The sequence below is a fragment of the Pseudomonas sp. DR48 genome (assembly GCF_019823085.1).
In the GTDB taxonomy this organism is placed as follows: domain Bacteria; phylum Pseudomonadota; class Gammaproteobacteria; order Pseudomonadales; family Pseudomonadaceae; genus Aquipseudomonas.
Map to the genome: position 1 here is coordinate 4,844,417 of NZ_CP081946.1, position 22,984 is coordinate 4,867,400.

At 60.1% G+C, this 22,984-nt stretch carries 23 protein-coding genes; 8 read left to right on the top strand and 15 right to left on the bottom strand.

The annotated features are described in order from the left end of the window. Positions 1 to 62: 62 nt before the first annotated feature. Positions 63 to 1,826, bottom strand: a complete 1,764-nt coding sequence (locus K5K95_RS22015) for an L-lactate permease (protein WP_222586092.1) — start codon at positions 1,824 to 1,826, stop codon at positions 63 to 65. Positions 1,827 to 2,037: 211 nt separating this feature from the next. Here K5K95_RS22015 and K5K95_RS22020 point away from each other — a divergent pair, with 211 nt between their 5' ends. Continuing rightward, positions 2,038 to 2,274 (top strand): hypothetical protein, encoded by a 237-nt coding sequence (locus K5K95_RS22020; RefSeq protein WP_222586093.1) that lies wholly within the window; start codon positions 2,038 to 2,040, stop codon positions 2,272 to 2,274. A gap of 31 nt (positions 2,275 to 2,305) precedes the next feature. Here the strand turns inward: K5K95_RS22020 and K5K95_RS22025 are convergent, their stop codons facing one another. Then, positions 2,306 to 3,157, bottom strand: a complete 852-nt coding sequence (locus K5K95_RS22025; protein ID WP_222586094.1) for a CAP domain-containing protein — start codon at positions 3,155 to 3,157, stop codon at positions 2,306 to 2,308. A gap of 139 nt (positions 3,158 to 3,296) precedes the next feature. Between K5K95_RS22025 and K5K95_RS22030 the strand changes: the two genes are divergently transcribed. After that, the gene (locus K5K95_RS22030; RefSeq protein ID WP_222586095.1) at positions 3,297 to 3,917 is read left to right on the top strand and encodes a cell wall hydrolase; all 621 of its coding nucleotides are present in this window, start codon (positions 3,297 to 3,299) and stop codon (positions 3,915 to 3,917) included. A 24-nt stretch (positions 3,918 to 3,941) separates the two neighbouring features. On the opposite strand, the gene K5K95_RS22035 is transcribed toward K5K95_RS22030, so the two are convergent. After that, positions 3,942 to 7,427 carry a hypothetical protein gene (locus K5K95_RS22035; protein WP_222586096.1) on the bottom strand — a complete coding sequence of 1,162 codons (3,486 nt, stop codon included), beginning with the start codon at positions 7,425 to 7,427 and terminating at the stop codon, positions 3,942 to 3,944. 231 nt (positions 7,428 to 7,658) lie between these two features. Here K5K95_RS22035 and K5K95_RS22040 point away from each other — a divergent pair, with 231 nt between their 5' ends. Then, the gene (locus K5K95_RS22040; RefSeq protein ID WP_222586097.1) at positions 7,659 to 8,591 is read left to right on the top strand and encodes a GlxA family transcriptional regulator; all 933 of its coding nucleotides are present in this window, start codon (positions 7,659 to 7,661) and stop codon (positions 8,589 to 8,591) included. A 104-nt stretch (positions 8,592 to 8,695) separates the two neighbouring features. After that, positions 8,696 to 9,670 carry a nitrilase-related carbon-nitrogen hydrolase gene (locus K5K95_RS22045; RefSeq protein WP_222586098.1) on the top strand — a complete coding sequence of 325 codons (975 nt, stop codon included), beginning with the start codon at positions 8,696 to 8,698 and terminating at the stop codon, positions 9,668 to 9,670. A 728-nt stretch (positions 9,671 to 10,398) separates the two neighbouring features. Here the strand turns inward: K5K95_RS22045 and K5K95_RS22050 are convergent. Genes K5K95_RS22050 through K5K95_RS22065 form a run of 4 tightly spaced genes read right to left on the bottom strand, consistent with a single transcriptional unit; the run spans position 10,399 to position 12,590 of the window. Beyond that, positions 10,399 to 11,097, bottom strand: a complete 699-nt coding sequence (locus K5K95_RS22050; protein WP_222586099.1) for a dienelactone hydrolase family protein — start codon at positions 11,095 to 11,097, stop codon at positions 10,399 to 10,401. 37 nt (positions 11,098 to 11,134) lie between these two features. Continuing rightward, positions 11,135 to 11,758, bottom strand: a complete 624-nt coding sequence (locus tag K5K95_RS22055; protein ID WP_090182999.1) for a glutathione S-transferase family protein — start codon at positions 11,756 to 11,758, stop codon at positions 11,135 to 11,137. Between the two features lie 54 nt (positions 11,759 to 11,812). After that, a complete protein-coding gene (locus tag K5K95_RS22060) occupies positions 11,813 to 12,328 on the bottom strand; it encodes a DoxX family protein (RefSeq protein ID WP_222586100.1) in 516 nt (171 codons plus the stop codon). Between the two features lie 58 nt (positions 12,329 to 12,386). Next, positions 12,387 to 12,590: a hypothetical protein gene (locus K5K95_RS22065; protein ID WP_222586101.1), complete on the bottom strand. Its 204-nt coding sequence runs from the start codon at positions 12,588 to 12,590 to the stop codon at positions 12,387 to 12,389. Positions 12,591 to 12,967: 377 nt separating this feature from the next. Between K5K95_RS22065 and glsB the strand changes: the two genes are divergently transcribed. The 3 genes from glsB (at position 12,968) to K5K95_RS22080 (ending at position 15,887) form a co-directional block, all read left to right on the top strand. After that, complete coding sequence (glsB, locus tag K5K95_RS22070; protein ID WP_222586102.1) at positions 12,968 to 13,876, top strand: glutaminase B; 909 nt, start codon at positions 12,968 to 12,970, stop codon at positions 13,874 to 13,876. An 84-nt stretch (positions 13,877 to 13,960) separates the two neighbouring features. Next, positions 13,961 to 15,463, top strand: a complete 1,503-nt coding sequence (locus K5K95_RS22075; RefSeq protein ID WP_222586103.1) for an aldehyde dehydrogenase family protein — start codon at positions 13,961 to 13,963, stop codon at positions 15,461 to 15,463. Positions 15,464 to 15,539: 76 nt separating this feature from the next. Next, a complete protein-coding gene (locus K5K95_RS22080) occupies positions 15,540 to 15,887 on the top strand; it encodes a BON domain-containing protein (protein ID WP_222586104.1) in 348 nt (115 codons plus the stop codon). A gap of 81 nt (positions 15,888 to 15,968) precedes the next feature. On the opposite strand, the gene K5K95_RS22085 is transcribed toward K5K95_RS22080, so the two are convergent. Beyond that, on the bottom strand, positions 15,969 to 16,628 hold the full coding sequence (locus K5K95_RS22085) for a carbonic anhydrase (RefSeq protein ID WP_222586105.1): 660 nt from the start codon (positions 16,626 to 16,628) through the stop codon (positions 15,969 to 15,971). A gap of 89 nt (positions 16,629 to 16,717) precedes the next feature. Next, a complete protein-coding gene (gene cynS, locus K5K95_RS22090; protein WP_008043963.1) occupies positions 16,718 to 17,185 on the bottom strand; it encodes a cyanase in 468 nt (155 codons plus the stop codon). A gap of 122 nt (positions 17,186 to 17,307) precedes the next feature. Between cynS and cynR the strand changes: the two genes are divergently transcribed. Next, positions 17,308 to 18,189, top strand: coding sequence for a transcriptional regulator CynR (cynR, locus tag K5K95_RS22095; protein ID WP_222586106.1), 882 nt, complete (start codon positions 17,308 to 17,310; stop codon positions 18,187 to 18,189). 9 nt (positions 18,190 to 18,198) lie between these two features. On the opposite strand, the gene K5K95_RS22100 is transcribed toward cynR, so the two are convergent. The 6 genes from K5K95_RS22100 to K5K95_RS22125 form a co-directional block, all read right to left on the bottom strand. Beyond that, complete coding sequence (locus K5K95_RS22100) at positions 18,199 to 18,498, bottom strand: hypothetical protein (RefSeq protein ID WP_222586107.1); 300 nt, start codon at positions 18,496 to 18,498, stop codon at positions 18,199 to 18,201. A 144-nt stretch (positions 18,499 to 18,642) separates the two neighbouring features. After that, positions 18,643 to 18,972: a hypothetical protein gene (locus tag K5K95_RS22105; protein ID WP_208667882.1), complete on the bottom strand. Its 330-nt coding sequence runs from the start codon at positions 18,970 to 18,972 to the stop codon at positions 18,643 to 18,645. A gap of 520 nt (positions 18,973 to 19,492) precedes the next feature. Further along, entirely contained in the window at positions 19,493 to 19,996 is a 504-nt protein-coding gene (locus K5K95_RS22110) for a GNAT family N-acetyltransferase (RefSeq protein WP_222586108.1), read from the bottom strand. A gap of 50 nt (positions 19,997 to 20,046) precedes the next feature. Beyond that, entirely contained in the window at positions 20,047 to 20,676 is a 630-nt protein-coding gene (locus K5K95_RS22115) for a glutathione S-transferase family protein (RefSeq protein ID WP_222586109.1), read from the bottom strand. 113 nt (positions 20,677 to 20,789) lie between these two features. After that, positions 20,790 to 22,739, bottom strand: coding sequence for a DNA topoisomerase III (locus tag K5K95_RS22120; RefSeq protein ID WP_222586110.1), 1,950 nt, complete (start codon positions 22,737 to 22,739; stop codon positions 20,790 to 20,792). Continuing rightward, a complete protein-coding gene (locus tag K5K95_RS22125) occupies positions 22,720 to 22,971 on the bottom strand; it encodes a hypothetical protein (RefSeq protein WP_222586111.1) in 252 nt (83 codons plus the stop codon). The genes K5K95_RS22120 and K5K95_RS22125 overlap by 20 nt, the downstream gene beginning before the upstream one ends. Positions 22,972 to 22,984: the final 13 nt, after the last annotated feature.

Genomic DNA, 22,984 nt, shown 5'->3' on the forward strand with positions numbered 1-22,984 from the left:
CGCATCGTTCGCCACAACCCGGCAAGATCGCCGGGCGTGGACCACACACTTAACTCAGTTTATCAATGCCCGCCCACCACCATATGGCTGAACGGCGCGACATACGCCTGCAACGTAACCAGACCACCGACCAGAATCGCCAGGATGATGGAGTGGAAGAACACGTAGCGCAGGATTTCCCCTTCATGCCCGTACCAGCGAGTCGCCGTGGACGCCACCACGATCGACTGGGCGTCGACCATTTTGCCCATGACGCCGCCGGAGCTGTTGGCCGCGGCCATCAACACCGGGCTGAGTCCCAGTTGCTCGGAAGTCACCCGTTGCAAGCCGCCAAACAGCACGTTGGAGGCCGTGTCCGAGCCGGTCAGGGCGACGCCGAGCCAGCCGAGCAGGGTGCCGAACATGGGGTAGAAGATGCCGGTGGCGGCGAAGGCCAGGCCCATGGTCGCGTCCAGTCCCGAGTAGCGGGTGAGGAAGCCCAGGGCCAACATCGCCGCGATGGTGATCAGCGAATAGCGCACCACCCACAGCGTTCGCAGGTATTGGCGGGCCAGTTGCGGGATCGAATAGCCCATCAGCAGTCCGCCGACGATGGCCGCCAGGAGGATGCCGCTGCCGGTGCTGGTGAACCAGGTGAATTTATAGATCGCTTCCTCGGTTTTTGGCGCAGGCACCACCGGTGGAACCTTCTCGACTTGCTGGTGCAAGGTGGTGAAGGTCACGGCCGGAGCGAACAGCGGATTGGCTTCGCGCAGCGGTTTGCCTTGTGGGTCGAGCTTGGCCGACTGGGTGGCCGGGTCGATCGCCGGGCGGGTGTCGAACATGTTTTTGAAGCCTTGGGTGCCCCAGGCGAAAACGAAGACCGTGAGGATGATCCACGGCATCCACGCACGCATCACCGCCGGTTTTGCATCGCTGGCAAAGGTGCCGCTGATTTCGGGTTTTTGCTCATGTTCGGCATCGATTTTTGAGGTGTCGACACGCCCCGACAGCGCGGCGGAGGTGTGGATCGTGGCCGGTTTCCAGACTTTCAGGAACAAGGTCAGGCAGGCCATGGAGATCAGTGCGGCAATCACGTCGACCAGCATCGGCCCGTGGTAGTTGGACACCAGGAACTGCGGCACGGCAAAGCTGACACCGGCGACCATAATGGCCGGCCAGATTTCCAGCATCTTGCGCCAACCGGCAAAGGCCCAGATCAGCCAGAACGGCACCAGCACCGAGAAGAATGGCAATTGCCGGCCGACCATCATCGACAGTTCCATTTCATCCAGCCCGGTCACCTTGGCCAAGGTGATGATGGGCGTGCCCAAGGCGCCGAACGCCACGGGTGCGGTGTTGGCAATCAACGCCAGGCCAGACGCCGCCAGGGGCGAGAAACCCAGGCCGATCAGGATTGCGCCGGTCACCGCCACCGGCGTGCCGAACCCGGCAGCGCCTTCGAAGAACGCACCGAAACAGAAAGCAATCAGCAGCAATTGCAGGCGTCGGTCGTCGGTGATGCGCGCGAGGGAATCCTGCAACACTTTGAACGAGCCGTTCTCGGTGGTCAGTCGGTGCAGGAAGATGATGTTGAGCACGATCCAGCCAATCGGCAACAAGCCATTGGCGGCGCCGAACAGCGCCGCCGTGCCGGCCATGTTCGCGGGCATGCCGAAGGCGAAGATGGCGATCAACAAGGCAGAACCAAGGGCCAGCAATGCCGCCAGATGGGCCTTGATATGGAAAAACGCAAGGGATGCCAGCATTACCACGACCGGCACTGCGGCCATGATGGTTGAGAGCACCGGGTTACCAAAGGGATCGTAGACTTGCTGCCAGACCATGTTCCACCTCTGCTTTTTATTGTTGGTAGTGCAGGCCCCGGGCGGGGTTGGTGGAATGGAGTATAGGTGGCATTGCGCCGCTGTCCTGTGAGGCTCATGGCTGGTAAAACCGCCTGCCAGCGGCCAGCGAAAATCCTGGTCGAAGTTCTACTACGCTCAGAAAGAAAGAATGACGGCAAACCCTGCTATCCACGACGAGAGGGAGACAGCGATGACTGAACGCCATGAGGAGCACAAGGAAACGCTTTCCAACGGATGCAAGATCGAGGTGAAAGCCGAGATATTGAGGGATGGTTCCCTGAAGATGTTCATCGGCGTTTACCGGCCGGACGGCTCGGTGATTGAAGAGGACAAGCATCCGTCCCCGCACTTGCTGGACCTCGAAGGGGCCATGGATTGGGCCATCGAAAAAGCCAAAGACATCGGCAACAAACAACACACGTTGTAAGAGCGGTGCATCACCGCTCTGGCCATCGCCCTTATTGCGCGCCGAACATGGCTGTCCAGTAGATCCCGGCATCACTCTTCGGATCGACTGCGTAGGCGGCGCCCAACTCGCGGTATTGCGGGTTCATCAGGTTGGCGCAATGACCGGGGCTGGCCAGCCAGCCATCGACGACCTTGCGCACGGTGTCTTGCCCGGCGGCAATGTTCTCGCCGACTTGCTGGCCGCTGTAACCTTCCAGTTCGGCACGGTCCCCGGGTGTACGACCGTCGCGGTCCTTGTGGTCGAAGAAATTGTTGTTGGCCATGGACCGGGAATGCTTTTCGGCCGCTGCCGCCAATGTCGCGTTCCAGGCCAGCGGCGAGGTCGCGGCAAACGGTTGACCGCCACACTGACGAGGCTGGCTACGAGCGGCGTTGAGCGTTTCCAGAAGCTTCTGGCCTTCTACCGTGGCATCGCCCAAGCGTGCGGTCAGCAGTGGACGCGCCAACACGATGCGCCAGTCGCGACCCTCATGGCTGACACCGACGTCGATGAATTGCGGGTTCAGCACCACCTGGCAAAAGCTCTCCTTGATCGCTGCCATGGCGGAGGTCGCATCACGCGGTCCGGACATGCTGATCGCCTGCACGTTGACCATCGGGTACGACGCGCGGGCCATCGCCTGCTGCAAATCGACGTTGCCGGTGGGCGACAAGATCAGGCGCGGGTCGCTCGTCAGCGGAGGCAGTTCCGAAGAGGCCTGATTGGCACAGCGCTGCGCCTGGCTTCGGTAGACGTTGATCGATTCGACCAGTTGCGAATCCTCGGTTGCCATGGCGGTGGTGGCAAATGCCAAGCCCAACGGCAACGCGACAAGACACAAAACGGATGACGGAACGCGCATGGAAATCCCCTTTGACTGAGTGCGCCCATAATGCGCGAACTTACCCCGTTCAAGGCAATGGCTTTTTGCAGATTGTTCTTTAACCTTTGACATGATTTGGCTACTACACTGAATCGACGACTTTCGGAGTGTTTCCACCATGTCCGTTAAATGGATCGCAGCGTTACTCGCCGTGACCCTGCTCGCCGGTCAGGCCATCGCCGACGACCAGGAACAAAAAAAAGAAGTGGCTCAAGACAAGGCTCAGGTGCTTGAGCAGAAAGCGGCAGAGAAGGGCGACAACGTGCCCGTGCCCAAATCCGAGAAGATTACCCAATCCGAGGTCCAGGCGGTCGATCCGTCCGGCGATGCACCGCTGGACGAGGCGATTACCTGCCTGGCCCGCTCCATTTACTGGGAAGCCAAAGGCAAGGACACCACCGAGATGGAAGCGGTCGCCAATGTCGTGATGAACCGCCTCGGTCACGCAGGTTTCCCCGATACGGTGTGTGCGGTGGTCAAGCAAGGCTCGGAAAGCAAGAAATGTCAGTTCTCCTGGTGGTGCGACGGGCGCCCGGACACCGCCCAGGAAGAGACCCAATACGCGATCGCCAAGGAAATCGCGCGCAAGGCCCTCAACAAACAGTTGCCGGACCACACCGGTGGCGCCATGTATTTCCATGACCGCACGGTAAAACCGGACTGGGCCAAGGAGTACATCAAAACGGCTGAAACCGGGATGTTCCAGTTTTACAAGCCGCATGACGGGTCGGCGAAGTAGGCACGCAGCGCCCATGCCAGGCGCCTAGAACTTCGCATAGTTCAAGGCATCGACAATCGCCGACCCGCCAATGCCGGTCAGCGACAGCAACAGCGCGCGGATCAGCGGGTCCTCGGAATACCGCGAGAACGAGCCTTTATTGAGCGTTGCGACACGCTCGCGAATGATCTGGAATTTCTCGTAGGGGCCTGGCGCTTTCGGCGTTTGCAGCAGGTAGGCATCGATCCGTTGCAACGCGACCGTGCGGGCCTTTTCCGCAGCCCGACGTAAAGACAGTGCAGAGGCGAGCAGGATCAGTGCCGTGATTAAAAACGAAATGACCACGCTGGGCGGGGTCGGCCAGTTATCGAACACGCTGCTGCGCGCCGCCAACAGGATCAACATGACCACCGTTGGCGCGTAGATCAGACGGCTGACCGCCGAAGTCCGGGTGGCGATCAACTGCATGTCCACCCACTCGTCGATGCAAGGGTGTTTGAGCATGCCGAAAATCTTCTGGTGTTCCAGCTGCAACGACTTGGGCCAGATAGCATGATGCGTGCTCAGGTGCCGGATGAAACGCGTCAGCAGCAGATTGGCATCCACGACCCAGAACACCAGCATCTGGAACACCAGGGTGGGAATCAGCCAGCTGAGCATCCACACGATTGAATCGCCGCGCACCGGAGAATGCTCCATGGGCCACACCACAAACAGCACGCTGGTGACCACGACGAAAACCCAGGTGGCGAGCAGCGCGCGAAGCAGTCGGGCGCCGAACGATCCGCATACGCAGTGTTCTCCCCAGAAGCGTGCAATGGAGATCATTTTGCGCCCGTCCTCGCAGCTGGCTTCAGCGGACTGACAGGGTTTTGACCATTCGTCATTGGCGCTCATCAACGGGAAAAATATCAGCAGCAGGCCGTTCCCCAGTTCGTTGCACCCGCGTCGCAGTTTCCAGCGTCTGCAGTGGCGAAGAAAGCGTAGAACCTGCCCGCACACACCGATCCGGTAGCGGCGCATGTACTGGCGCAGATGGTAGGTGCTTTCGATTTCGGCTCTGTTGACGCGCAGGTTGCGCCAGCCCCAGGCCAGCGCCGAGAGCGATATCAGTACCGCAGCCACGCGTAGCGCCACGGTCGGCCAGGCACTGATGCCTTCAAACAGAAACATCGGTTCACCCAGGCCCTCGCCGGTCAATGTGCTGCGCATTTGATACGCCAGCATCAACGCAAGGATGAACCCCACGAGGGGCACGACGATGTACCACGCCGAGGCGTCGTAAAAGCCGCTGTCTGCGCTGGCCGTCGTGTCTTTGCTGTGGGCGTGTTGCCGGGAACGACGGATCAGGTTCGACGAGATGATGCCTAGCAGGATCAGCACGAACGTGAACCACAGAAACTCGGCATGCCAGAAGCGCGTGGCGATAAAGGCACAGGCCACCGCGACCATGTACAACGTCATCGGCACGCCGCGCACCCAGGCCAGCTTGGTGTCAGGGTCGATCTTCGGCCCCGAGATCCACCGCCAGACAATGAACCCGGCCATCAGCAGCAGCGTGAACGTCAGCGGCCCGGCCCAGAAGAACGACTGAATGGCTTTGAACTGCTCGCGCACGGCCTGGGAGGCTTGCGGGTACGGCGGGGGCGAGGGGTCTTGAAGGCACCGTAACGCCATCAAGTCGTGTGGACGCAAGTCGCTGTCCGAGCGCGAAAGCAATGTCGGGGCTTCACAACTCACCGGGCGTATGCCGGTGACCGGGCTCGCCAAGGGAATGAAACCGCTGATGCCGACCTCGTAGATCCCGGGCGAGAGCAGCTCCGATTTTGAATAGTCGAATTTCGCCCGCTTGGCGTCGAACGACTGTGGCGCCAGCGCCGCGAGCACGGAGACGAACACCGAGCTTTGCAAGCTGTCGCGAAACGGCGGAACGTCTTGTTGCAGGGCTCGTGTCAGCGTCAGCCCGTAAGGCGCTGCGAGTATCAGGTTGCGGGTGGTTTGAGCCTGGCCCCGTTGCAGCATGCGGGCGTCGAGGTCGGTGGAAAAATACAACTTGTACGGCATCCGGCTCTTGAGCGCCTGCAACACCAGCAGTTTGTCGTAGGCATCGACCCCCAGAATACCGATGGCGCCGATGCCGCTTTCACCGTTGCGTCGATAAGTCGCGTCTTCGCTGGCGATGTGATCGGCGAGGCGGCGCAGATAATCCAGCTGGGAGTTGCCGTCGGCTTTTTCCAGCGGACTCAGATCAATGGCCGTGGCGTCCTTGTTTTTGCCGGCATCGGCGCTGGCCGCCTTGTCAGTGCTGGCGGCTTCTTCCGGGAGGCGTCCGTCCAGGCCACGCAAATAGCTGAAACGCAGAATCCAGCGATCGACCGCAGCCTTTTCCTTTTTCTCGCGCAGACCGGCATCCGCCGCGACCTGAGCCTTGAAGCTTTCGATCAACGCGCGGCTGTAGAAACTGTCCCACTCGGAAATCAATGCGATGCGGTCGGCGCGCGGCCAACGGGTCCGGGCGCAATCGGAACCCACTCGCCGCAAGCTGCCTTTGTTGCACTTCAACCCGGTTGCCGGATCGACATGACGCAGTTTCAGTTCCTCCAGCATCAGTTGGGTCATGGTGCCGTCGTCGCTGACGGTGCGCAGCAGTTTCATCGGCTGTTTGTCTTGCGCCTCTTTCGCCGGGGGGTGGAGGCTTTTGGCGAGTGTCTCGTTGTCGGCGGTGGCCAGTGGAGAATAGATCTCGATGTTCGGCGTGGCGTGGGCGTTGGCTTCATCCTGGTACATGCCGCGCAAGACCGTTGATGTGGCCGGACCGATGACTTTTAAATTGGCGTCGTCGGGCCGTTGCGGACACGCTTGAGCGGTACACCCCGACTGAAGTGTGGCGCTCAGGGTCTTGTTCAATTTATCCAGCGTTTGCAGCGGAGTGGTGCCGAGTGCGTCCTGTTTCAGCCAGAACACGATCGTGCGTTTGGGCGGCAGTGGTTTGTCTTGCGGATCGGTCGGTGGATCGAAGGGGTTATCGACAAACATTTCGTAGGGAATGTCGGCGAAGTTGGTCTCGCTGGGTGAGTCGGTTGAAAGATCAGCGGGCAGTTTCAGGCACTGGATGTATTGCTCTTGATCCGGCACCCGGTGCGAGTTCTTGAAACCTGCCAGCAACGCGTAACGAATGCGCCGCCGCCGTTCGACTTCATCGGCATAAGGGCCGCCCTCGACCAGCGCCACCATCATGTCTGGAACCGCTGATTCCTCGGGCGGCAGGGTGATCGAGGGTTTGCATAAGTGGCCGGCGTCGGGACTTTTGGCGTCGTTGAGTTTTTTGCGATAACGCTCCAGCGCATCAAACGGGTCTTGCCACAATCGCGCTTCGATTGGCAGTTGCGCCTGAAATTGTGCGCCGATGGGACGCGGTTCAAGGAACGGTTCGCGGGTCAGGGCGAACGTCGAGACCACCAGACTCAGGATGACCGCACTGCCAGGCAGCCAGAAGGCCAGGTTAGTACCTGAATCCTTAGAGGTGTCCATGGCCTTTCCCTCGAATGGCCGACGGTTACAACGTTAGTTATAGACCCAATTAGCACGTTGGTTTTTCGCCCGAGGTTAGTTCTTCTGGTTGAACCTGAAAGTTGTAACGCGGCTAAAACACATGGGCGATAGTCATCCGCTGATCGTGGATCTGTTCACCTGAAGGCGCAGAAGCGTAGAGTTCGATGCAATGGCTTGAATCCCTTCATGCCGCGTTTACGGACATGCACCGTGCACAACGTCGGACTCATCGTTTACCCCGGTTTCCAGGTATTGGGCCTCGCCATGTGCGCCGCCTTTGAGTTGGCCAACACCGCCGCTGACGAGCCTGTGTACAGCCTTGCGTTGCTGTCTGAGCAGGGTGGGTCGGTGCCGACATCGGCCGGTTTTGATGTGGCAACCCACGCGTTCGACGAGAGGGCGTTCGATACGCTTCTGGTGATGGGCGACAACCTGATCCGGCCAACATCGCCGGGCATGGTGCAATTCCTGCGTAAGGCCAGCCAGACCACCCGACGCCTGGGGTCGATTTGCACCGGTGCGATTGCGCTGGCCGAAGCCGGTCTGCTGGATGGCAAGCGGGCGACCACGCACTGGTGCCATGCCCCGGCGCTGCAACGGGCGTACCCGAAGGTAAAAGTGGAAGAGGACCGGATCTTCATCAACGACGGCAATATCTGGACCGCCGCCGGCATGAGCGCTTGCGTCGACCTGGCGCTGGCCTTGTTGGAGAAGGACCTGGGCGCCGAAGTCGCGCGCCAGGTTGCGCGGCAACTGGTGGTGTATCACCGGCGCGCTGGTGGCCAGTCGCAGTTTTCCGTGATGCTCGAACTTGAGCCGAAGACCGATCGCATCCAGGCCGCGTTGACCTACGCCAAACACCACCTCAAATCAGCGCTCTCAGTGGAGGAACTGGCCAGCGCGGCCAATCTCAGCCCTCGGCAGTTCAGCCGGGTGTTCCATGCCGAAACCGGCCAGACCCCGGCCAAAGCCATTGAAAACCTGCGGGTAGAGGCGGCCCGGCTGATGATCGAAACCGGTCGGCATTCCATCGATGTGGTGGCGACCGACACCGGGTTTGGCGATCGCGAACGTATGCGCCGCGCCTTTGTCCGTGCATTCGGGCAACCACCGCAGGTGATCCAGCGGGCCCATCGGGCTTGATGTTTCTGATGTCCTAAAAGGTGGTGCATTCGACATTTAAGACAAAATATTATTGCCGTAATCTAGATCTCGTTGAAGCCCATTCCCTCAGTGAGATCACCGCCATGACCATTGTCAAAGCCGCTGCCGTCCAGATCGCCCCTGTTCTCTACAGCCGTGAAGGCACTATAGAAAAGGTCGTAAACAAGATTCGCGAACTCGGCGAGAAGGGCGTGCAGTTCGCCGTTTTCCCTGAAACCGTCGTACCGTACTACCCGTACTTTTCTTTCGTGCAGAGCCCTTTCAAAATGGGTTCCGAGCACTACAAATTGCTCGACCAGGCCGTTGTCGTGCCGTCGGCAACTACCGATGCCATCGGCAAAGCGGCTAAGGAAGCCAACATGGTGGTGTCCATCGGCGTCAACGAACGCGATGGCAGCACTCTCTACAACACGCAGTTGCTGTTCGATGCCGACGGCACGCTGATTCAGGCGCGTCGCAAGATTTCACCGACCTACCACGAACGCATGATCTGGGGCATGGGCGACGGTTCCGGCCTGCGCGCCACCGACAGTGCGGTCGGGCGAATCGGTCAATTGGCCTGCTGGGAACATTACAATCCGCTGGCACGTTACGCCTTGATCGAAGACGGCGAACAGATCCACGCCTCGATGTACCCGGGCTCGTTCGCAGGTCCTTTGTTCACTCGCCAGATGGAAGTCAGCATCCGCATGCACGCGCTGGAGTCGGCGTGCTTTGTGGTCAACTCCACGGCGTGGTTGTACCCGGAACAGCAAGCCCAGATCATGGCCGACACCGGCTGCGAGATCGGACCGATCTCCGGCGGCTGCTACACCGCGATCATCGACCCTCAGGGTGAAGTCGTCGGCGCATTGACCGAAGGCGAGGGCGAAGTAATTGCCGACATCGACCTGTTCCAGATCGAAATCCGCAAACGCCAGATGGACGGACGCGGTCACTACAGCCGTCCGGAAATCCTGAGCCTGAACATCGACCGTACGCCGCATCGCCATGTTCACGAACGCAATGACCAGCCGAAACCGGGCGTGATCGACACTGCTGAAGAAACCGGGCGTTGAAAACGGCTTGAGACCGAGGCGCTCCCATCGCGAGCAGGCTCGCTCCCACAGTTAATCTTTGTCGAACACAAATGCTGTGTTCATTGAAGATCCCTTGTGGGAGCGGGCTTGCTCGCGAAAGCGATATACCAGGCACCGCAATGCTGAATGTACGACCGTCATCGCGGGCAAGCCCGCTCCCACAGTTGATCTTTGTCGAACACAAATGCTGTGTTCACTGAAAATCCCCTGTGGGAGCGGGCTTGCTCGCGAAAGCGATATACCAGGCACCGCAATGCTGAATGTACGACCGTCATCGCGAGCAAGCCCGCTCCCACAGTTAATCTTTGTCGAACACAAATGCTGTGTTCACTGAAAATCCCCTGTGGGAGCGGGCTTGCTCGCGAAAGCGATATACCCGTCACCGCAATGCTGAATGTACGACCGTCATCGCGAGCAAGCCCGCTCCCACACTTGATCTTTGTCGAACACAAATGCTGTGTTCACTGAAGATCCCTTGTGGGAGCGGGCTTGCTCGCGAAAGCGATATACCAGGCACTGCCATGCTGAATGTGCCACCGCTTTCGCGGGCAAGCCCGCTCCCACAGTTGATCTTTGTCGAACACAAATGCTGTGTTCACTGAAGATCCCCTGTGGGAGCGGGCTTGCTCGCGATGGGGCCATCAAAGGCGCTGAAAAAAAGGGGACTTCCACCGAGCGATGGAAGTCCCCTTTTTCCTGTTTTGCTTTTACAGTTCCTGACCCAAAAAGATCAGTGTATTGCCATGGGCCTCAGCGGCGGCGCGCTGGTTGTAGCTTTCACGGTGCGAGCAGTTGAAGCCATGTTCGGCGTCCGGATACACAACAATTTCCACGTTGTCGTTGTTCTCGAAACGCTCGGCGATTTTCTCCACGGCTTCCAGTGGAATGTGGCTGTCCTGTTCGCCGAAGTGCATCAGCAACGGCACCTCGATGTCGTCGGCGCGGTCCAGGTGGTTCTGGATGCCACCGCCGTAATAGGCGACGGCCACTTCCACCAGGCCGTTGGCGGCGGTGAGGTACGACAGCAAGCCGCCAAAGCAATAACCGATGGAGGCGATGCCGCCGTCCAGGCCTGGCTGTGCATCGAGTGCATCGATGGCCAGTTTGATGTCGGCCTGGGCCTTGTCGATGTCGGTGGCGTTCATCAACTCGACGGCGCGTTTCCAGCCGGCTTCGTCGTAGCCCAGTTCGATGCGGTGGCCGTTGCGCCAGAACAGGTCCGGTGCGATGACCAGGTAGCCGTCGGCGGCGTACTGCTCGGCGACCGAGCGGATGTGTTCATTCACGCCGAAGATCTCCTGGATCAGCACAATCCCCGGACCTTTGCGGGTATGCGGGATGGCCAGGTAAGCGCCGAATGTGCCTTCGTCGCTGTCGATCTCGATCCATTGGGTGGTCACGCTCATGGTGGCTCCTGTTTTCGCAAGTGAGGTGGAGTGAAGCTTAATGCGGCTGTGTGGCCTTGAAGCTTGGCAGAGACTGCATGCGTTTCCACCATCCGTCGAACCCTTCGACCGCAAACACCTGCGGCGCATCCGGCGTCATCGCGATGTAGGCGCAGCCCGGCGCGAGGTAAAAGTCGCCGATACTGGGTTCAAGACCTGCAATATACGGATCGGTGCCTTTTATTTTCATCAGTTCGCGCAGCACCCGTTTCGAATTTTCGATGCCTTTGCGGCGCGCCTCTTCATTCTGCCCGCCAATAAAGTCAGGAAAAAGATGATAGCCGAACACCTGCACCAAGTTGCCATAGCCATAGGAATCGTAAATCCCCTGGGCCATGTGCGTGCGGGCGCGGTCGTGGGCGTTATCCGGGGTGATGGACGGACCGGGCAGGACTTCGTCCAGATAGGCGACGATTGCGCCGGTTTCGATCACCCGGAATCCGTCGTGATCGATGACCGGCACCTTGCCGAAAGGGTGACGCACCAAATGCTCTGGCAGGTGCGGCTCGCCCTTGATCACGTTGACCTGCACCTGTTCGTAGTCCGCGTCTTTTTCTGATAGCAGCATCTTCACGGTGCGCACATACGTACTGCCGTCGAAACCGTAGAGAGTGAGGCTCATGGCGATTGCTCCGTTGTTTCAGGGAGTGGGGGACGCGCCCGAGCCTCTGGTCGGTCAAGGGTGAGTGCGACGCCAGATGAATCGGGCCAACAGTGCATCCAGGCTGAGCTTGCCGGCACCCGAGAGCAACAGCGGCATGAGGGCTGCGAGGTAGATCAGCGGCAGCTTGAAGTTGCCGTGCCCCTTGTTGCTGATGGCGTAACCCTGAGCAAGCTCACTCAATGTAGACCAATCGGCCGGCCAGTGAACGGCAGCGGTCGCGACGACAGTGACGATGATCAGGATGATTGCCGAAATACGCGTGCCCAGGCCGACGAGTATGGCCAGGGCGCAAATCAGCTCGGCCCACATCGACAGTTCCCAGTTCAAGGTGACCGGCACGTGGTTGAACGGAAACGGGAAGGCGTCCTGGATGTCGGCGAACCAGTTTTCGCCGTTCCATTTTTCCAGGCCCGACTCGAAAAATTCCCAGGCAATGAACAGCCGTAGCGTCAATGGCGCGAGCCAGCTACCGGCGCGGTCGAGGTTCAGGTGCAGGCCTTTCACGGCCGATGAAATGGCAGAAGTCATGGACGGGGTCTCCGTTCTGTCAGGGAAGCGGGGCAACGCGTTGCCCCTATGCAATGGGTTACTCGCCGGCGCCGCACTTGCCTTCGCCACATTTGCCTTCGGCGGGTTTTTCCGCGTTGGCGGCCTGGACCTGGCTGTAGCCATGGGCCAGTTGTTTCATGCTGAACGCCTCGGATTCGGAGGCCGACGCCACGTTGGACAGGGCCAGGCCGCCCGCGATGATCAGGCCGAGGGTCAGGGAAGAAGTCGAGAGCTTGAACATGGTGATACTCCGTAGCATTGAGTGAGTTGAGCGCTTTGATTGGCGTGGCCAATCGACAGGCACAGTTCATCAAAGGGGTGTATCTGCGATGTGTCGCGGGGGCGGGGTTTTATGGATGGGGTGTGTCACGGGCGGGTCTGTACACACTCCGATACACAGCCTTACTCCTGTAGGAGCTGTCGAGTGAAACGAGGCTGCGATCTTTTGATCTTGTTTTTCGGCGCATCTGAAATCGCTGAAGATCAAAAGATCGCAGCCTCGTTTCTCTCGACAGCTCCTACAGGGGTGACCGGTATTTAACTGTGATTCAACGCCGACCCGCGGCGTCTAGCCTCCGTGTCCCCGCAATCCCTCGGGGCGAGACTTCGGAACCCGGCATGCAAGCGCTGTTGAACGAGATTCTTGATGCTGTCCGGCCGCTGATCGGTCAGGGCAAGGTGGCTGACTACATTCCTGCCCTCGGCACGGTCCCGGCCAATCAGCTGGGCATTGCCGTGTATGGCAACGACGGCGAGCTGTATTGCGCAGGCGATGCCGAGACGCCGTTCTCGGTGCAAAGTATTTCCAAGGTGTTCAGCCTGGTGCAGGCCATCGATCACTCGGGTGAAGCGATCTGGGAACGTCTCGGCCACGAGCCGTCCGGCCAGCCGTTCAACTCGCTGGTGCAGCTGGAATTCGAACGCGGTCGCCCACGCAATCCCTTCATCAATGCCGGTGCCCTGGTGATCTGCGACATCAACCAGTCACGCTTTGCCGCGCCGGCCTTGTCGATGCGCGATTTTGTCCGTCGGCTGTCCGGCAACCCGCAGGTGATGGTGGACGGCAAGGTCGCCGAATCCGAATACCAGCATCGTGCGCGTAACGCGGCGATGGCCTACCTGATGCAGTCGTTCGGTAACTTTCACAACGATGTCGAGGCGGTGCTGCGCAGCTATTTCAGCCACTGCGCGTTGCGCATGAATTGCATCGACCTGGCCCGGGCGTTCTGCTTCCTGGCCAACGACGGGTTCTGCAAACACAGCGGCGAACAGATTCTCAGCGCCCGCCAGACTCAGCAGGTCAACTCGATCATGGCCACCAGCGGTCTGTATGACGAGGCCGGTAACTTTGCCTATCGGGTCGGGCTGCCGGGCAAGAGCGGCGTGGGCGGGGGGATTGTCGCGGTGGTGCCGGGGCAGTTCACGGTGTGCGTCTGGTCACCGGAATTGAACGCCGCCGGCAACTCGCTGGCCGGGATGGCGGCGCTGGAGTTGTTGAGCCAGCGCATTGGCTGGTCGGTGTTCTAAGGCAATCGGGGTGGCTGGGCTAATGACGCTCCGTGGATTTTCCTATACATTTTCCAGCCGCCCCCTGCATGGTGAAACCGCTTCATGTCTCTTGCGCTCGAACGTCTAGTCGCTGGCACGCCGATCCCTTTTGCCGGTAATCGTGTCACGGTCGTCAGCCCCGAACTGGCCGCGCGCTTTCAGCCCGGTGACCATTTGCTGGTAGAGCAGGTCAGCGGCGAGTTGCTGCTGATCCCGGTGGTGGACCAGCAAGCGGCAGCCGTCGCGATCGAGCGCGCTGAAGCGGCGTTCACCGCGCTGTCCAGCGTGCCGGATCAGGCGATCAGCACCTTCTTCGATCTCTTTGCACAACGTCTGGAAAACCCGGACTGCTGGGCCTTGATCGAGGCCGCCAACCTGGCCGACATCGAACGCGCCAAATCCCGTGGCCGTTCCACCACACGACTGCTGGCCGATGAGCGCATGCGCCGCGACATGATCGCCGGCCTGCGGGCCTGGCGCGATGCGCCGGCCACTCGCGGCAAGGTCATCAGTTGCGTCGAACACGACGGCTGGAAAGTCGAGCAAGTGGTGTCGCCACTCGGAATCGTCGCGTTTGTGTTCGAAGGACGGCCGAATGTCTTCGCCGACGCGGCTGGCGTGTTGCGCACCGGTAACACCGCAGTGCTGCGCATTGGCAGCGATGCGTTGGGCACCGCCCAGGCGATTGTCACTCATGCACTGAACCCGGCACTCAGCGAGGCCGGATTGCCGGTCGGCGCGGTGTCGCTGGTCGAAAGCGTCAATCATGCGGCGGGCTGGGCGATGTTTGCCGACCGCCGTTTGTCACTGGCCGTGGCCCGTGGTTCGGGACGCGCGGTCAGCCAACTGGGCAGCATCGCCCAACAGGCCGGTACCGCCGTCAGCCTGCACGGCACCGGTGGCGCCTGGCTGGTTGCCGACAAAGACGCTGACGCCAAGCGCTTCGCCGCCGTGGTGCGCAATTCCCTGGACCGCAAGGTCTGCAACACCCTGAACGTCTGCCTGATCCAGCGTGACCGCGCTGCGGAGCTGGTGCCACTGTTCCTCGACGCGCTGCAACAGGCCGGCACCGCGCGGGGCCAAGGCTGCAAATTGCACATCGTCGAGGGCAGCGAACAGTACTTGCCGGCTGAATGGCAAACCGCGAGCGTCCAGGTGTACCGCGCCGAAGGCTATCAGACCGAAGCCTTGGCCGAGCCGTTGCCAGAGGATCAGTTGGGCCGCGAGTGGGAATGGGAAGAAACCCCGGAAGTCAGCCTGAACATCGTCGACGACCTGGACCGCGCCATCGCCTTGTTCAATCGCTACAGCCCGCAGTTCACGGTGTCGCTGATCAGTGAGGACGCAGCGGCGCATGAGCGTTTCTACAATGCGGTCAACGCGCCGTTTGTCGGCAATGGCATCACCCGTTGGGTCGACGGTCAATACGCGCTGAACAAGCCGGAACTGGGCCTTTCGAACTGGGAGAGCGGCCGCCTGTTCGCCCGTAGCGCCATTCTGTCGGGCGACGGGGTGTTCACCGTTCGCAGTCGCATGACCCAGACGGACCTGACGGTGAAACGCTGATCCACTTCCGACCGCAGACGCCAGGCGCACTATACTAAAAGGTGTGTTTGCGTCTGCGTTTCGAGAGAGGTCCGCCATGAAACTTAATTCATTTCAGCATTACTCTCATGATCTGGAAGCGGTCGTGCACGACACATGGATCACCGGCCGGGTGAAGTCGGCCCTGGCATTGGCCGAACCCAGCCTTGCCATGCAGGTCCATGTCAAAACCCATGCGGGAACAGTGGTGTTAAGCGGTCGTGTCATCACCCATAAACAGTGTGAGCAGGCCGTTGCGCTGGCCCGTTCGGTGCCGGGTGTCGTCGAGATCGATGCCAGGGAATTGCTCACTCACGTGTTCACGCCAGGCAGCGTTCCAACGGCGCCCAACGCCGAGGAAACCGCTGAGCGTCGGTCGTCGTCCTCCAGACCTGACGACAAATGACAATCACCATCGTCTGAAAGGCAGCGCTCCCGTAATCCGGGAGCGCTGCACCGATCGTCTTTTGGCCACGTTCTGAAACCATCAAGCCGCTTCAACTGTTTTGCCATAAACCGCGCAGGTCGTCGGGTGTTCGGCCAGCGACACAAAGGTGCGGCTACTGGCTTCCAGTGCATCGATCGAACCGGTCTCGATGTCGTAGACCCAACCATGCAAGTTCAACTGACCTTTTTCCTGGGCCAGGCGCACGCTGGGATGGGTCTGGATATTGGCCAGTTGCGCGATGACGTTTTCGCGCACCATCGAACTCACCTTTGCCGCGTCATCAGCGTGAGGGCGCGATTCGTTGATGACCTTGGCCGACTCGGCGTGTTGCAGCCATCCGCTGACGGCAGGCAGGTGATCCATGCATTTGCACTTGGCGATGGCGGTCATGGCGCCGCAATCGGAATGGCCGCAGATCACGATGTCCGTCACGCCGAGTACCGCGACGGCATATTCGACCGTGGCCGACACCCCGCCTGGATGCGGGCTGTAGGAGGGTACGATGTTGCCGGCGTTGCGGATCACAAACAGCTCGCCGGGTTCTTGTTGGGTCAGCAGTTCCGGCACCACGCGACTGTCAGAGCACGTGATGAACAACGTGCCGGGATGCTGGGTGGTGGCCAGGTGTTTGAACAGGTCGGTGCGTTGCGGAAAAGCTTCGTTCTGGAACTTCAAAAAACCTTCGATGAGCGCTTTCATGGTGATTTCCTTTTGAATCGGATCGTTACCCTGTAGCAGCTGGCAGGCAGCGCGAAGCTGCTACAGGATTGCGTGTTCTGCGGATCGGCTTAGAAAGGACGCAGAGGCAGGAACTTGCCGTCCAGGGTAATCACGGCGCGGGAACCGCCTTCCGGATCTTCGACTTTCTTCATGTCGAGCTTGAAGTTGATCGCGCTGATGATGCCGTCGCCAAATTGCTCATGGACCAAAGCTTTGAGCGTGGTGCCGTAGATCTGGATCATTTCGTAGAAACGGTAGATGGTCGGATCGGTCGGGACACCGGAAAGGCTGCCGCGCAGCGGAATGATCTGCAGGCGGGCCACGGTGTCGGCGTCCAGGTCCAGTTTCTCGCCGATGACCTTGGCGGCGGACTCGGGCAGTGGATGCTGGCCGAGCAGGGCGGCGGTGACGTAGGCCAGGCCCAGGCCGGTGCCGTCGGTCAGGTCCTGCCAGGACAGATTTTTCCGCGCCTTGGCATCGAGAATCGACGTGGTCAGGGCCAGACTTGGGTCGTTGTAAGCGTGGGACTGTTGCATGGTGATTCTCCTATCGGGTTGGTAGTGCTTGGGTGTGAAGCAATCTTCTGCCGATTGATCCATAGCGTCCAAGACCGATATACAATGCTGCGCATAAGTCCTGCCTATAGATGGTGAGCCCCATGCTGCTGCGACATTTGCGTTATTTGCTGGCGGTTGCCGACCACGGCGGTTTCACCCGCGCCGCCGAGGCACTGCACGTTTCACAGCCGACCCTGTCCCAGCAGATTCGCCAGCTGGAAGAAACCCTCGGCGTGAGCCTGTTCGACCGAACCTCGCGCACGGTCAAGCCGACCGATGCCGGGGCGGCCTACATCGAGTGTGCGCGTCGGGTATTGGTCGAGCTGGAAGCCGGGAAACGTGCGCTGCACGACGTCAAGGATTTGTCCCGCGGCAGCTTGCGCCTGGCCATGACGCCGACGTTCATGGCGTACCTGGTAGGGCCGTTGGTGCGCGATTACGTGGCGCAATTTCCGAACATTCACCTGGAGATTTTCGAGCTGTCGATGGACGACATCGAGGCCGGGCTGCTCGACGATTCACTGGACGTTGCCATTGCATTTACCCAGGTCAGAAATGCCGACATCGAATCCATCCCGGCGTTTACCGAGACGTTGGGCGTGATGGTGGGGCGCGATCATCCGTTGTATGAAAGCCAGGTCGCGCTGTCCGCTGAGCAGGTGGCGCAACTGGACTTCGCGCTGCTGGCGCCCGGCTTCGTCACCCGTACCCGCATCAATGAGTACTTTGCCTTGGAGCAGATCACGCCGAAGGTGGTGATCGAGGTCAACTCGGTGAACACCCTGCTGGAAGTCATTCGGCACACGGCGATTGCCACCATTCTCCCGGAGCCCATTGCCACCCAGGACCGGGCACTGCGAAAAATCCCGTTGCAAGGAGAGGCGCCCACTCGGGGCGCGGCGCTGCTGCGGCGTAAAAACAACTATCACAGCGCAGCGTCGGTGGCGTTCATGAATCTGGTGTTGGGGACGGTGGCTCGTTAGTCGACAGGATCAATCATCCAGTGTTGGGCACACACCATTCGAGCCCTTGCCGGCGGCTGTCACCTTGACCGTTTCGTCATCGATCACTTCAATCGAAATAGTGATGCCCGAACCCTTGGCTTCGAAGTGGTGGTCATCGATGGATTTGGTCTCGGCTTCCTTGCCGCCGATTGTGACCGGGCCCCCGGAATCCGCATGCACCGCTATTTTTCCGGGGCAGTCGGCATCGAACAGAGGCAGGCTGGAAATATCGGCATGGGCGGTATTGGCGATTGCCAGCCACAGCAGAACTGTCAGGGTTTTTTTCATCGCAAGTCTCCAAGGGCACAACAGCGAATAAGATTAACCATAGCTGTATTTGCTGCGCACGAGACAAACAAAAAAAGGCCCCGCTCGAATAGTCGAGCGGGGCCTTTTTATTGATGAGACGCGGGATAAACCCTGGAGGGGATATCAGTAGAACCGGTCAATCACCCGAACTTCATTCTGGTTCTGCATCGAGGCCCATGCCTGTTTCAGCGTTTGCAGAACGTTACCGATGAAGTCCCGGTCGGCTGCGGCTTTCTTGCCAACGTAGCCCTGGCCGCGACGGTACATCTTCAGTCGGGCGAGCAGGTTCTGGTTGTTCTGGTCGAACTCCGCTTCATGAGCGTGAGGCGACAGGCAGTCGATATGAACCTGGCCCGATTTGCTGATCCACAGAATGTGGCTGTCGTGGCTGTCTTTTTGCGCAGCGAAGATACGAGCCAGTTCATCGATAGTAGGTTGATTGTTCAGATTCATAATATGCCCCTTGACCATTTGGTGATCTTTCAAAGTTGATTCGCTAATACAAGTAGCCCATCGGTTAGTTGATCCCTGGCACCGAAACCAGGACGTCAGCGGTCGGCCGTCAAATCGACGGGGTTGCGCGTCTGTTGCATGTAGTCGTGTTGAATAACTGCTACGCGTTAGCGTCACAACGAGGAGAAGCGGCGAAAACCTGGAGGCCACTGCCGACTTTTTCAGGGTCGGCCACAAGCTTCATGAGGATTGATCGCCAGCGCTTCTCGTCCTTGTACTGGACGTTCGGGCCAGGTCAGCTTCTTCAATCTGCCTTGTGGGCAGCGTGTATCCGGGAAAAACAGCTCGGCGGTCAGACGAGCTTGCTCAAACATGTTGCTGCACTCCCGATCGGGGAGATGTCTGCATCATGCAAGGGCAAATCGAAGGCGTCAACCGTTATGTAGTGATTATTTTTGCTCACTACATATTGTCGGACAAAGCTGTTTGGAATTAAAAAAAGGGCGGGCGAGGCGGGCTGTCAGGCCGATGACGGCAAACGCTGGAAGCGGTAGAAGGTGCAGGGATAACCGTCTGCCGGCTGCTGGTGGAGGGTGAAGTCAGCGCCGGCGAGTTCGGGCATCACCTTGGCCCAGAACAGCCGAGCCGGCTGGTTCGCGTCGATGTGGAAAATCTGCCATTGACCGGGGAACCGGCTCAAGAGGGTGGAAACGACAAACTTCGCGACACCTTGGCCACGAAAGCGTCGACTGACAAAGAGATAGCCGATGTTGTATTCGGCACCGTCGATAGGGGTGTTGTCGTCCACGGTCACGAAGCCGGCCAGTTCTGCATCCACCCTGATCAGGAACGGCCGCGTCGCGGGTTTACGCCAGTAATCCCAACTGGGCTGGAAGTTGAAGAACCCGTGTTCACCGAGTTTCAACGGCAGCCATTCGCTCAAGTCGTACAGGTAGAACTGCATCAGGTTTTCGATGGTTTCCAGTTCATCGCGGTGTGCGGCGTGCAGCTCAATCGAAGGCATGTGGGGGTCGCTCCTGATCGCTGGGCCATCCGTGGCCCGTTCGGCGTCACTCAGTTAGGCGCGAAGTCGTACTTCCCACCTTTTTTCAAAGCGGCGGCGTAAGCAGGGCGGGCCTGGAACCGTTCAATCCACGCCGTTACATGAGGGTAGTCGCCGAGTTTGCCCTGGGCTCTGGCGATCTCGCCGATGAAACTCATCTGGATATCGGCGGCGCTGAACTCATCGCCAAGCAAGTACGGGGACTGGCTCAGTGCCGTGTCGAGGTAGCCGAGGTAGTTGGCCACTTCCGAGTTGATACGCGGATGCAACGGCGCACCGGCTTCACCCAGGCGTCCGACGTAAAGGTTCAGCATCAGCGGCAGCATGGCCGAGCCTTCGGCAAAGTGCAGCCACTGGATGTATTCATCGTAGGCGGCGGTGGATGGATCGGGTTGCAGGCGTCCTTGGCCATGACGGCGAATCAGGTAGTCGATGATCGCGGCGGACTCGATGACTTTTTGCGCGCCGTCTTCGATTACTGGCGACTTGCCGAGGGCGTTGACCGCTTTCAGTTCTGGCGGTGCCAGGTTGGTCTTGGGGTCACGTTGGTAGGTTTTCAGCTCATAAGGGATGGCCAGTTCTTCCAGCAACCAGAGAATCCGTTGGGAGCGGGAGTTGTTCAGGTGGTGCACGATAATCATAGATATTTTCCCTGTGGCAGCTGTCGAGTGAAGCGAGGCTGCGATGTCTTGTCAGAAATAGGCGGTCGTGAGCTTGAAGAACACTAGACCATCATCGTCCATTCGAAGTGCCCTCAAGCTTTACTGGCCGGTTTTGCCGCGCGCTTGGTGCCCGTCGACGGCTTTCGCTTGGCAGGCTTGCGTTTGTTTTTCCACGGTGTGGCGCCACGACCGGCCGGGCTCGCCGGCCCGCTGATGGTCAGGCTCAGGCCGGCGCAACGGGCGACCTGCTTGCTCATCCACGCCGCTTGCTTGGTGACGAATTCTTCCAGGCTCATCTCGCCGCTTTGCACCATATCCAGCGCCTGCTCCCAGATGGCCGTGGTCCCGGGGTCGGCAATCGCGCGCGGCACCGCGTCGATCAGGCTGAAGGCGGCCGGGGTGGCGGCCAGGGCCTTGCCGTTCTTGATCAGGTAACCGCGATCCAGCAGACCCTGGATGATCGAGGCGCGTGTCGCCTCGGTGCCGATGCCGGTGGTGTCCTTGAGCTTTTGTTTGAGCAGCGGGTCCTCCACCAGTTTCGCGACATTCTTCATTGCCTTGATCAGGTCGCCTTCGGTGAACGGCTTGGGCGGTTGCGTCCAGAGGTCCTTGAGCTTGACCTCGGCGACGGCGCAATCAAGCCCTTCGGCCAATGTCGGCAGCGGTTGCGGCGCTGGCGCCTCGCGGCCTTTCGCTGGGGCGAGTGCCTCGGGCAGGGCACGTTTCCAGCCCGGTTCGACGATTTGCTTGCCGACGGCGCGCAAGGCTTCGCCGGCGCAGTCGAAGTCGGCCTGGGTGCGGTCGTATTCATGGTTGGGCAGGAACTGCGCCAGATAGCGCGCGCGGATCAGCGTGTAGACCGCGCGCTGCTTGCCCACCAGCCGATCGAGATTCTTGGCGGCGGCGGTCGGGATGATGCCGTGGTGCGCCGTGACCTTGGCATCGTTCCAGGCCCGTGAGCGGCGTTGCGGCTCCAGATGGTCGTTCAAGGCGTTCAGCGACGGGTCGGCCTGGCGCAGCGCGGCGAGAATGCCCGGCGCTTCGCTGTGCTGGCTCAGGGGCAGGAATCCGCAATCGCTGCGCGGGTAGGTGATGACCTTGTGGGTTTCGTAGAGCGCCTGGGCGATGTCGAGGGTTTCCTGGGCGCCGAGCCCGAGTTTCTTCGAGCAGACTTCCTGCAGGGTGCCCAGATCGAACGGCAATGGCGCGACTTCACGCATCCGTTCAGTGCGTAGCTTGATCACCCGGGCACTCGCGGCACCGCGCAGTGCGGCGGCCGCTTGCTGGGCCAGCGCCTGGTTCAGGCAGCGATCCTGATCGTCACAGGCGTCGGATGCCGCACGCCATTGCGCGGTGAACGCGGTGCCATCGTGCAGCAGCTGCACGTCGATGGCCCAATAGGCGACCGGGACGAAATCGGCAATGCTGCGATCGCGATCCACCACCAGGCGCAAGGTCGGCGTTTGCACACGGCCGACCGGCAATACGCCCTGATAACCGGACTGACGCCCCAGTAGCGTAAACAACCGACTCATGTTCATGCCGATCAGCCAATCGGCCCGGGACCGTCCGAGCGCCGAGTGATAAAGGCTGAAGGTTTCTTCACCCGGTTTGAGCGCGGCCAGTGCCTTGCGTATCGATGCATCGTCTAGCGCCGACAGCCACAGCCGGCGGATCGGCCCGCGATAACGGCAATGCTCCACCAGCTCCCGGGCAATCATTTCGCCCTCACGGTCGGCGTCGGTGGCGATCACCAGCTCATCGGCCTCGCCGAGCAGTCGCTTGACCGCCTTGAACTGACTGGCCGTGCGCGGCTTGACGGTCATCTTCCATTTGTCGGGGATGATCGGCAGGTCCGCCAGCACCCAGCGCTTGTAACGCGCGTCGTAGGCGTCCGGCGGTGCGGTTTCCAGCAGGTGGCCGATGCACCAGGTGACCGTGACGTCCGTTCCCAGCCAGCAACCGTCGCCACGCCGCTTGGCGCCGAGCACGGCCGCGATGTCTTTGGCCTGGGAAGGTTTCTCACAGAGGTACAGCCGCATAACCACCATCGTTCATCAAGTTGGCAAGAGACGCACAGAATGGCCGGTGGCGAGCGATGGAGCAATCTTTATCTGTATGGATGTACAGGCAAAGCTGTTGCGTCAGGTTGCGACGCCCCAACGGCCCGTTCAGCTGTGAGACAGTCATTGTCGCGAAAATTGCGTTATACCTGATAAACCCTGGTCTCAGGTTCTGGCGGCGCAGCGCGCCCCACAGGTCCATCACCGTCATGAGGAACGCATTC

Coding starts and splice junctions, on each gene's coding strand:
- K5K95_RS22105 (WP_208667882.1), bottom strand. CDS start 18,972: ATGAATCTGAACAATCAACCTACTATCGATGAACTGGCTCGTATCTTC.
- K5K95_RS22060 (WP_222586100.1), bottom strand. CDS start 12,328: ATGACTTCTGCCATTTCATCGGCCGTGAAAGGCCTGCACCTGAACCTC.
- cynS (WP_008043963.1), bottom strand. CDS start 17,185: ATGCAACAGTCCCACGCTTACAACGACCCAAGTCTGGCCCTGACCACG.
- K5K95_RS22075 (WP_222586103.1), top strand. CDS start 13,961: ATGTCTCTTGCGCTCGAACGTCTAGTCGCTGGCACGCCGATCCCTTTT.
- K5K95_RS22125 (WP_222586111.1), bottom strand. CDS start 22,971: ATGACGGTGATGGACCTGTGGGGCGCGCTGCGCCGCCAGAACCTGAGA.
- K5K95_RS22120 (WP_222586110.1), bottom strand. CDS start 22,739: ATGCGGCTGTACCTCTGTGAGAAACCTTCCCAGGCCAAAGACATCGCG.
- K5K95_RS22085 (WP_222586105.1), bottom strand. CDS start 16,628: ATGAAAGCGCTCATCGAAGGTTTTTTGAAGTTCCAGAACGAAGCTTTT.
- K5K95_RS22050 (WP_222586099.1), bottom strand. CDS start 11,097: ATGAGCGTGACCACCCAATGGATCGAGATCGACAGCGACGAAGGCACA.
- K5K95_RS22045 (WP_222586098.1), top strand. CDS start 8,696: ATGACCATTGTCAAAGCCGCTGCCGTCCAGATCGCCCCTGTTCTCTAC.
- K5K95_RS22100 (WP_222586107.1), bottom strand. CDS start 18,498: ATGAAAAAAACCCTGACAGTTCTGCTGTGGCTGGCAATCGCCAATACC.
- K5K95_RS22015 (WP_222586092.1), bottom strand. CDS start 1,826: ATGGTCTGGCAGCAAGTCTACGATCCCTTTGGTAACCCGGTGCTCTCA.
- K5K95_RS22055 (WP_090182999.1), bottom strand. CDS start 11,758: ATGAGCCTCACTCTCTACGGTTTCGACGGCAGTACGTATGTGCGCACC.
- K5K95_RS22115 (WP_222586109.1), bottom strand. CDS start 20,676: ATGATTATCGTGCACCACCTGAACAACTCCCGCTCCCAACGGATTCTC.
- K5K95_RS22110 (WP_222586108.1), bottom strand. CDS start 19,996: ATGCCTTCGATTGAGCTGCACGCCGCACACCGCGATGAACTGGAAACC.
- glsB (WP_222586102.1), top strand. CDS start 12,968: ATGCAAGCGCTGTTGAACGAGATTCTTGATGCTGTCCGGCCGCTGATC.
- K5K95_RS22025 (WP_222586094.1), bottom strand. CDS start 3,157: ATGCGCGTTCCGTCATCCGTTTTGTGTCTTGTCGCGTTGCCGTTGGGC.
- K5K95_RS22020 (WP_222586093.1), top strand. CDS start 2,038: ATGACTGAACGCCATGAGGAGCACAAGGAAACGCTTTCCAACGGATGC.
- K5K95_RS22035 (WP_222586096.1), bottom strand. CDS start 7,427: ATGGACACCTCTAAGGATTCAGGTACTAACCTGGCCTTCTGGCTGCCT.
- K5K95_RS22065 (WP_222586101.1), bottom strand. CDS start 12,590: ATGTTCAAGCTCTCGACTTCTTCCCTGACCCTCGGCCTGATCATCGCG.
- K5K95_RS22030 (WP_222586095.1), top strand. CDS start 3,297: ATGTCCGTTAAATGGATCGCAGCGTTACTCGCCGTGACCCTGCTCGCC.
- cynR (WP_222586106.1), top strand. CDS start 17,308: ATGCTGCTGCGACATTTGCGTTATTTGCTGGCGGTTGCCGACCACGGC.
- K5K95_RS22080 (WP_222586104.1), top strand. CDS start 15,540: ATGAAACTTAATTCATTTCAGCATTACTCTCATGATCTGGAAGCGGTC.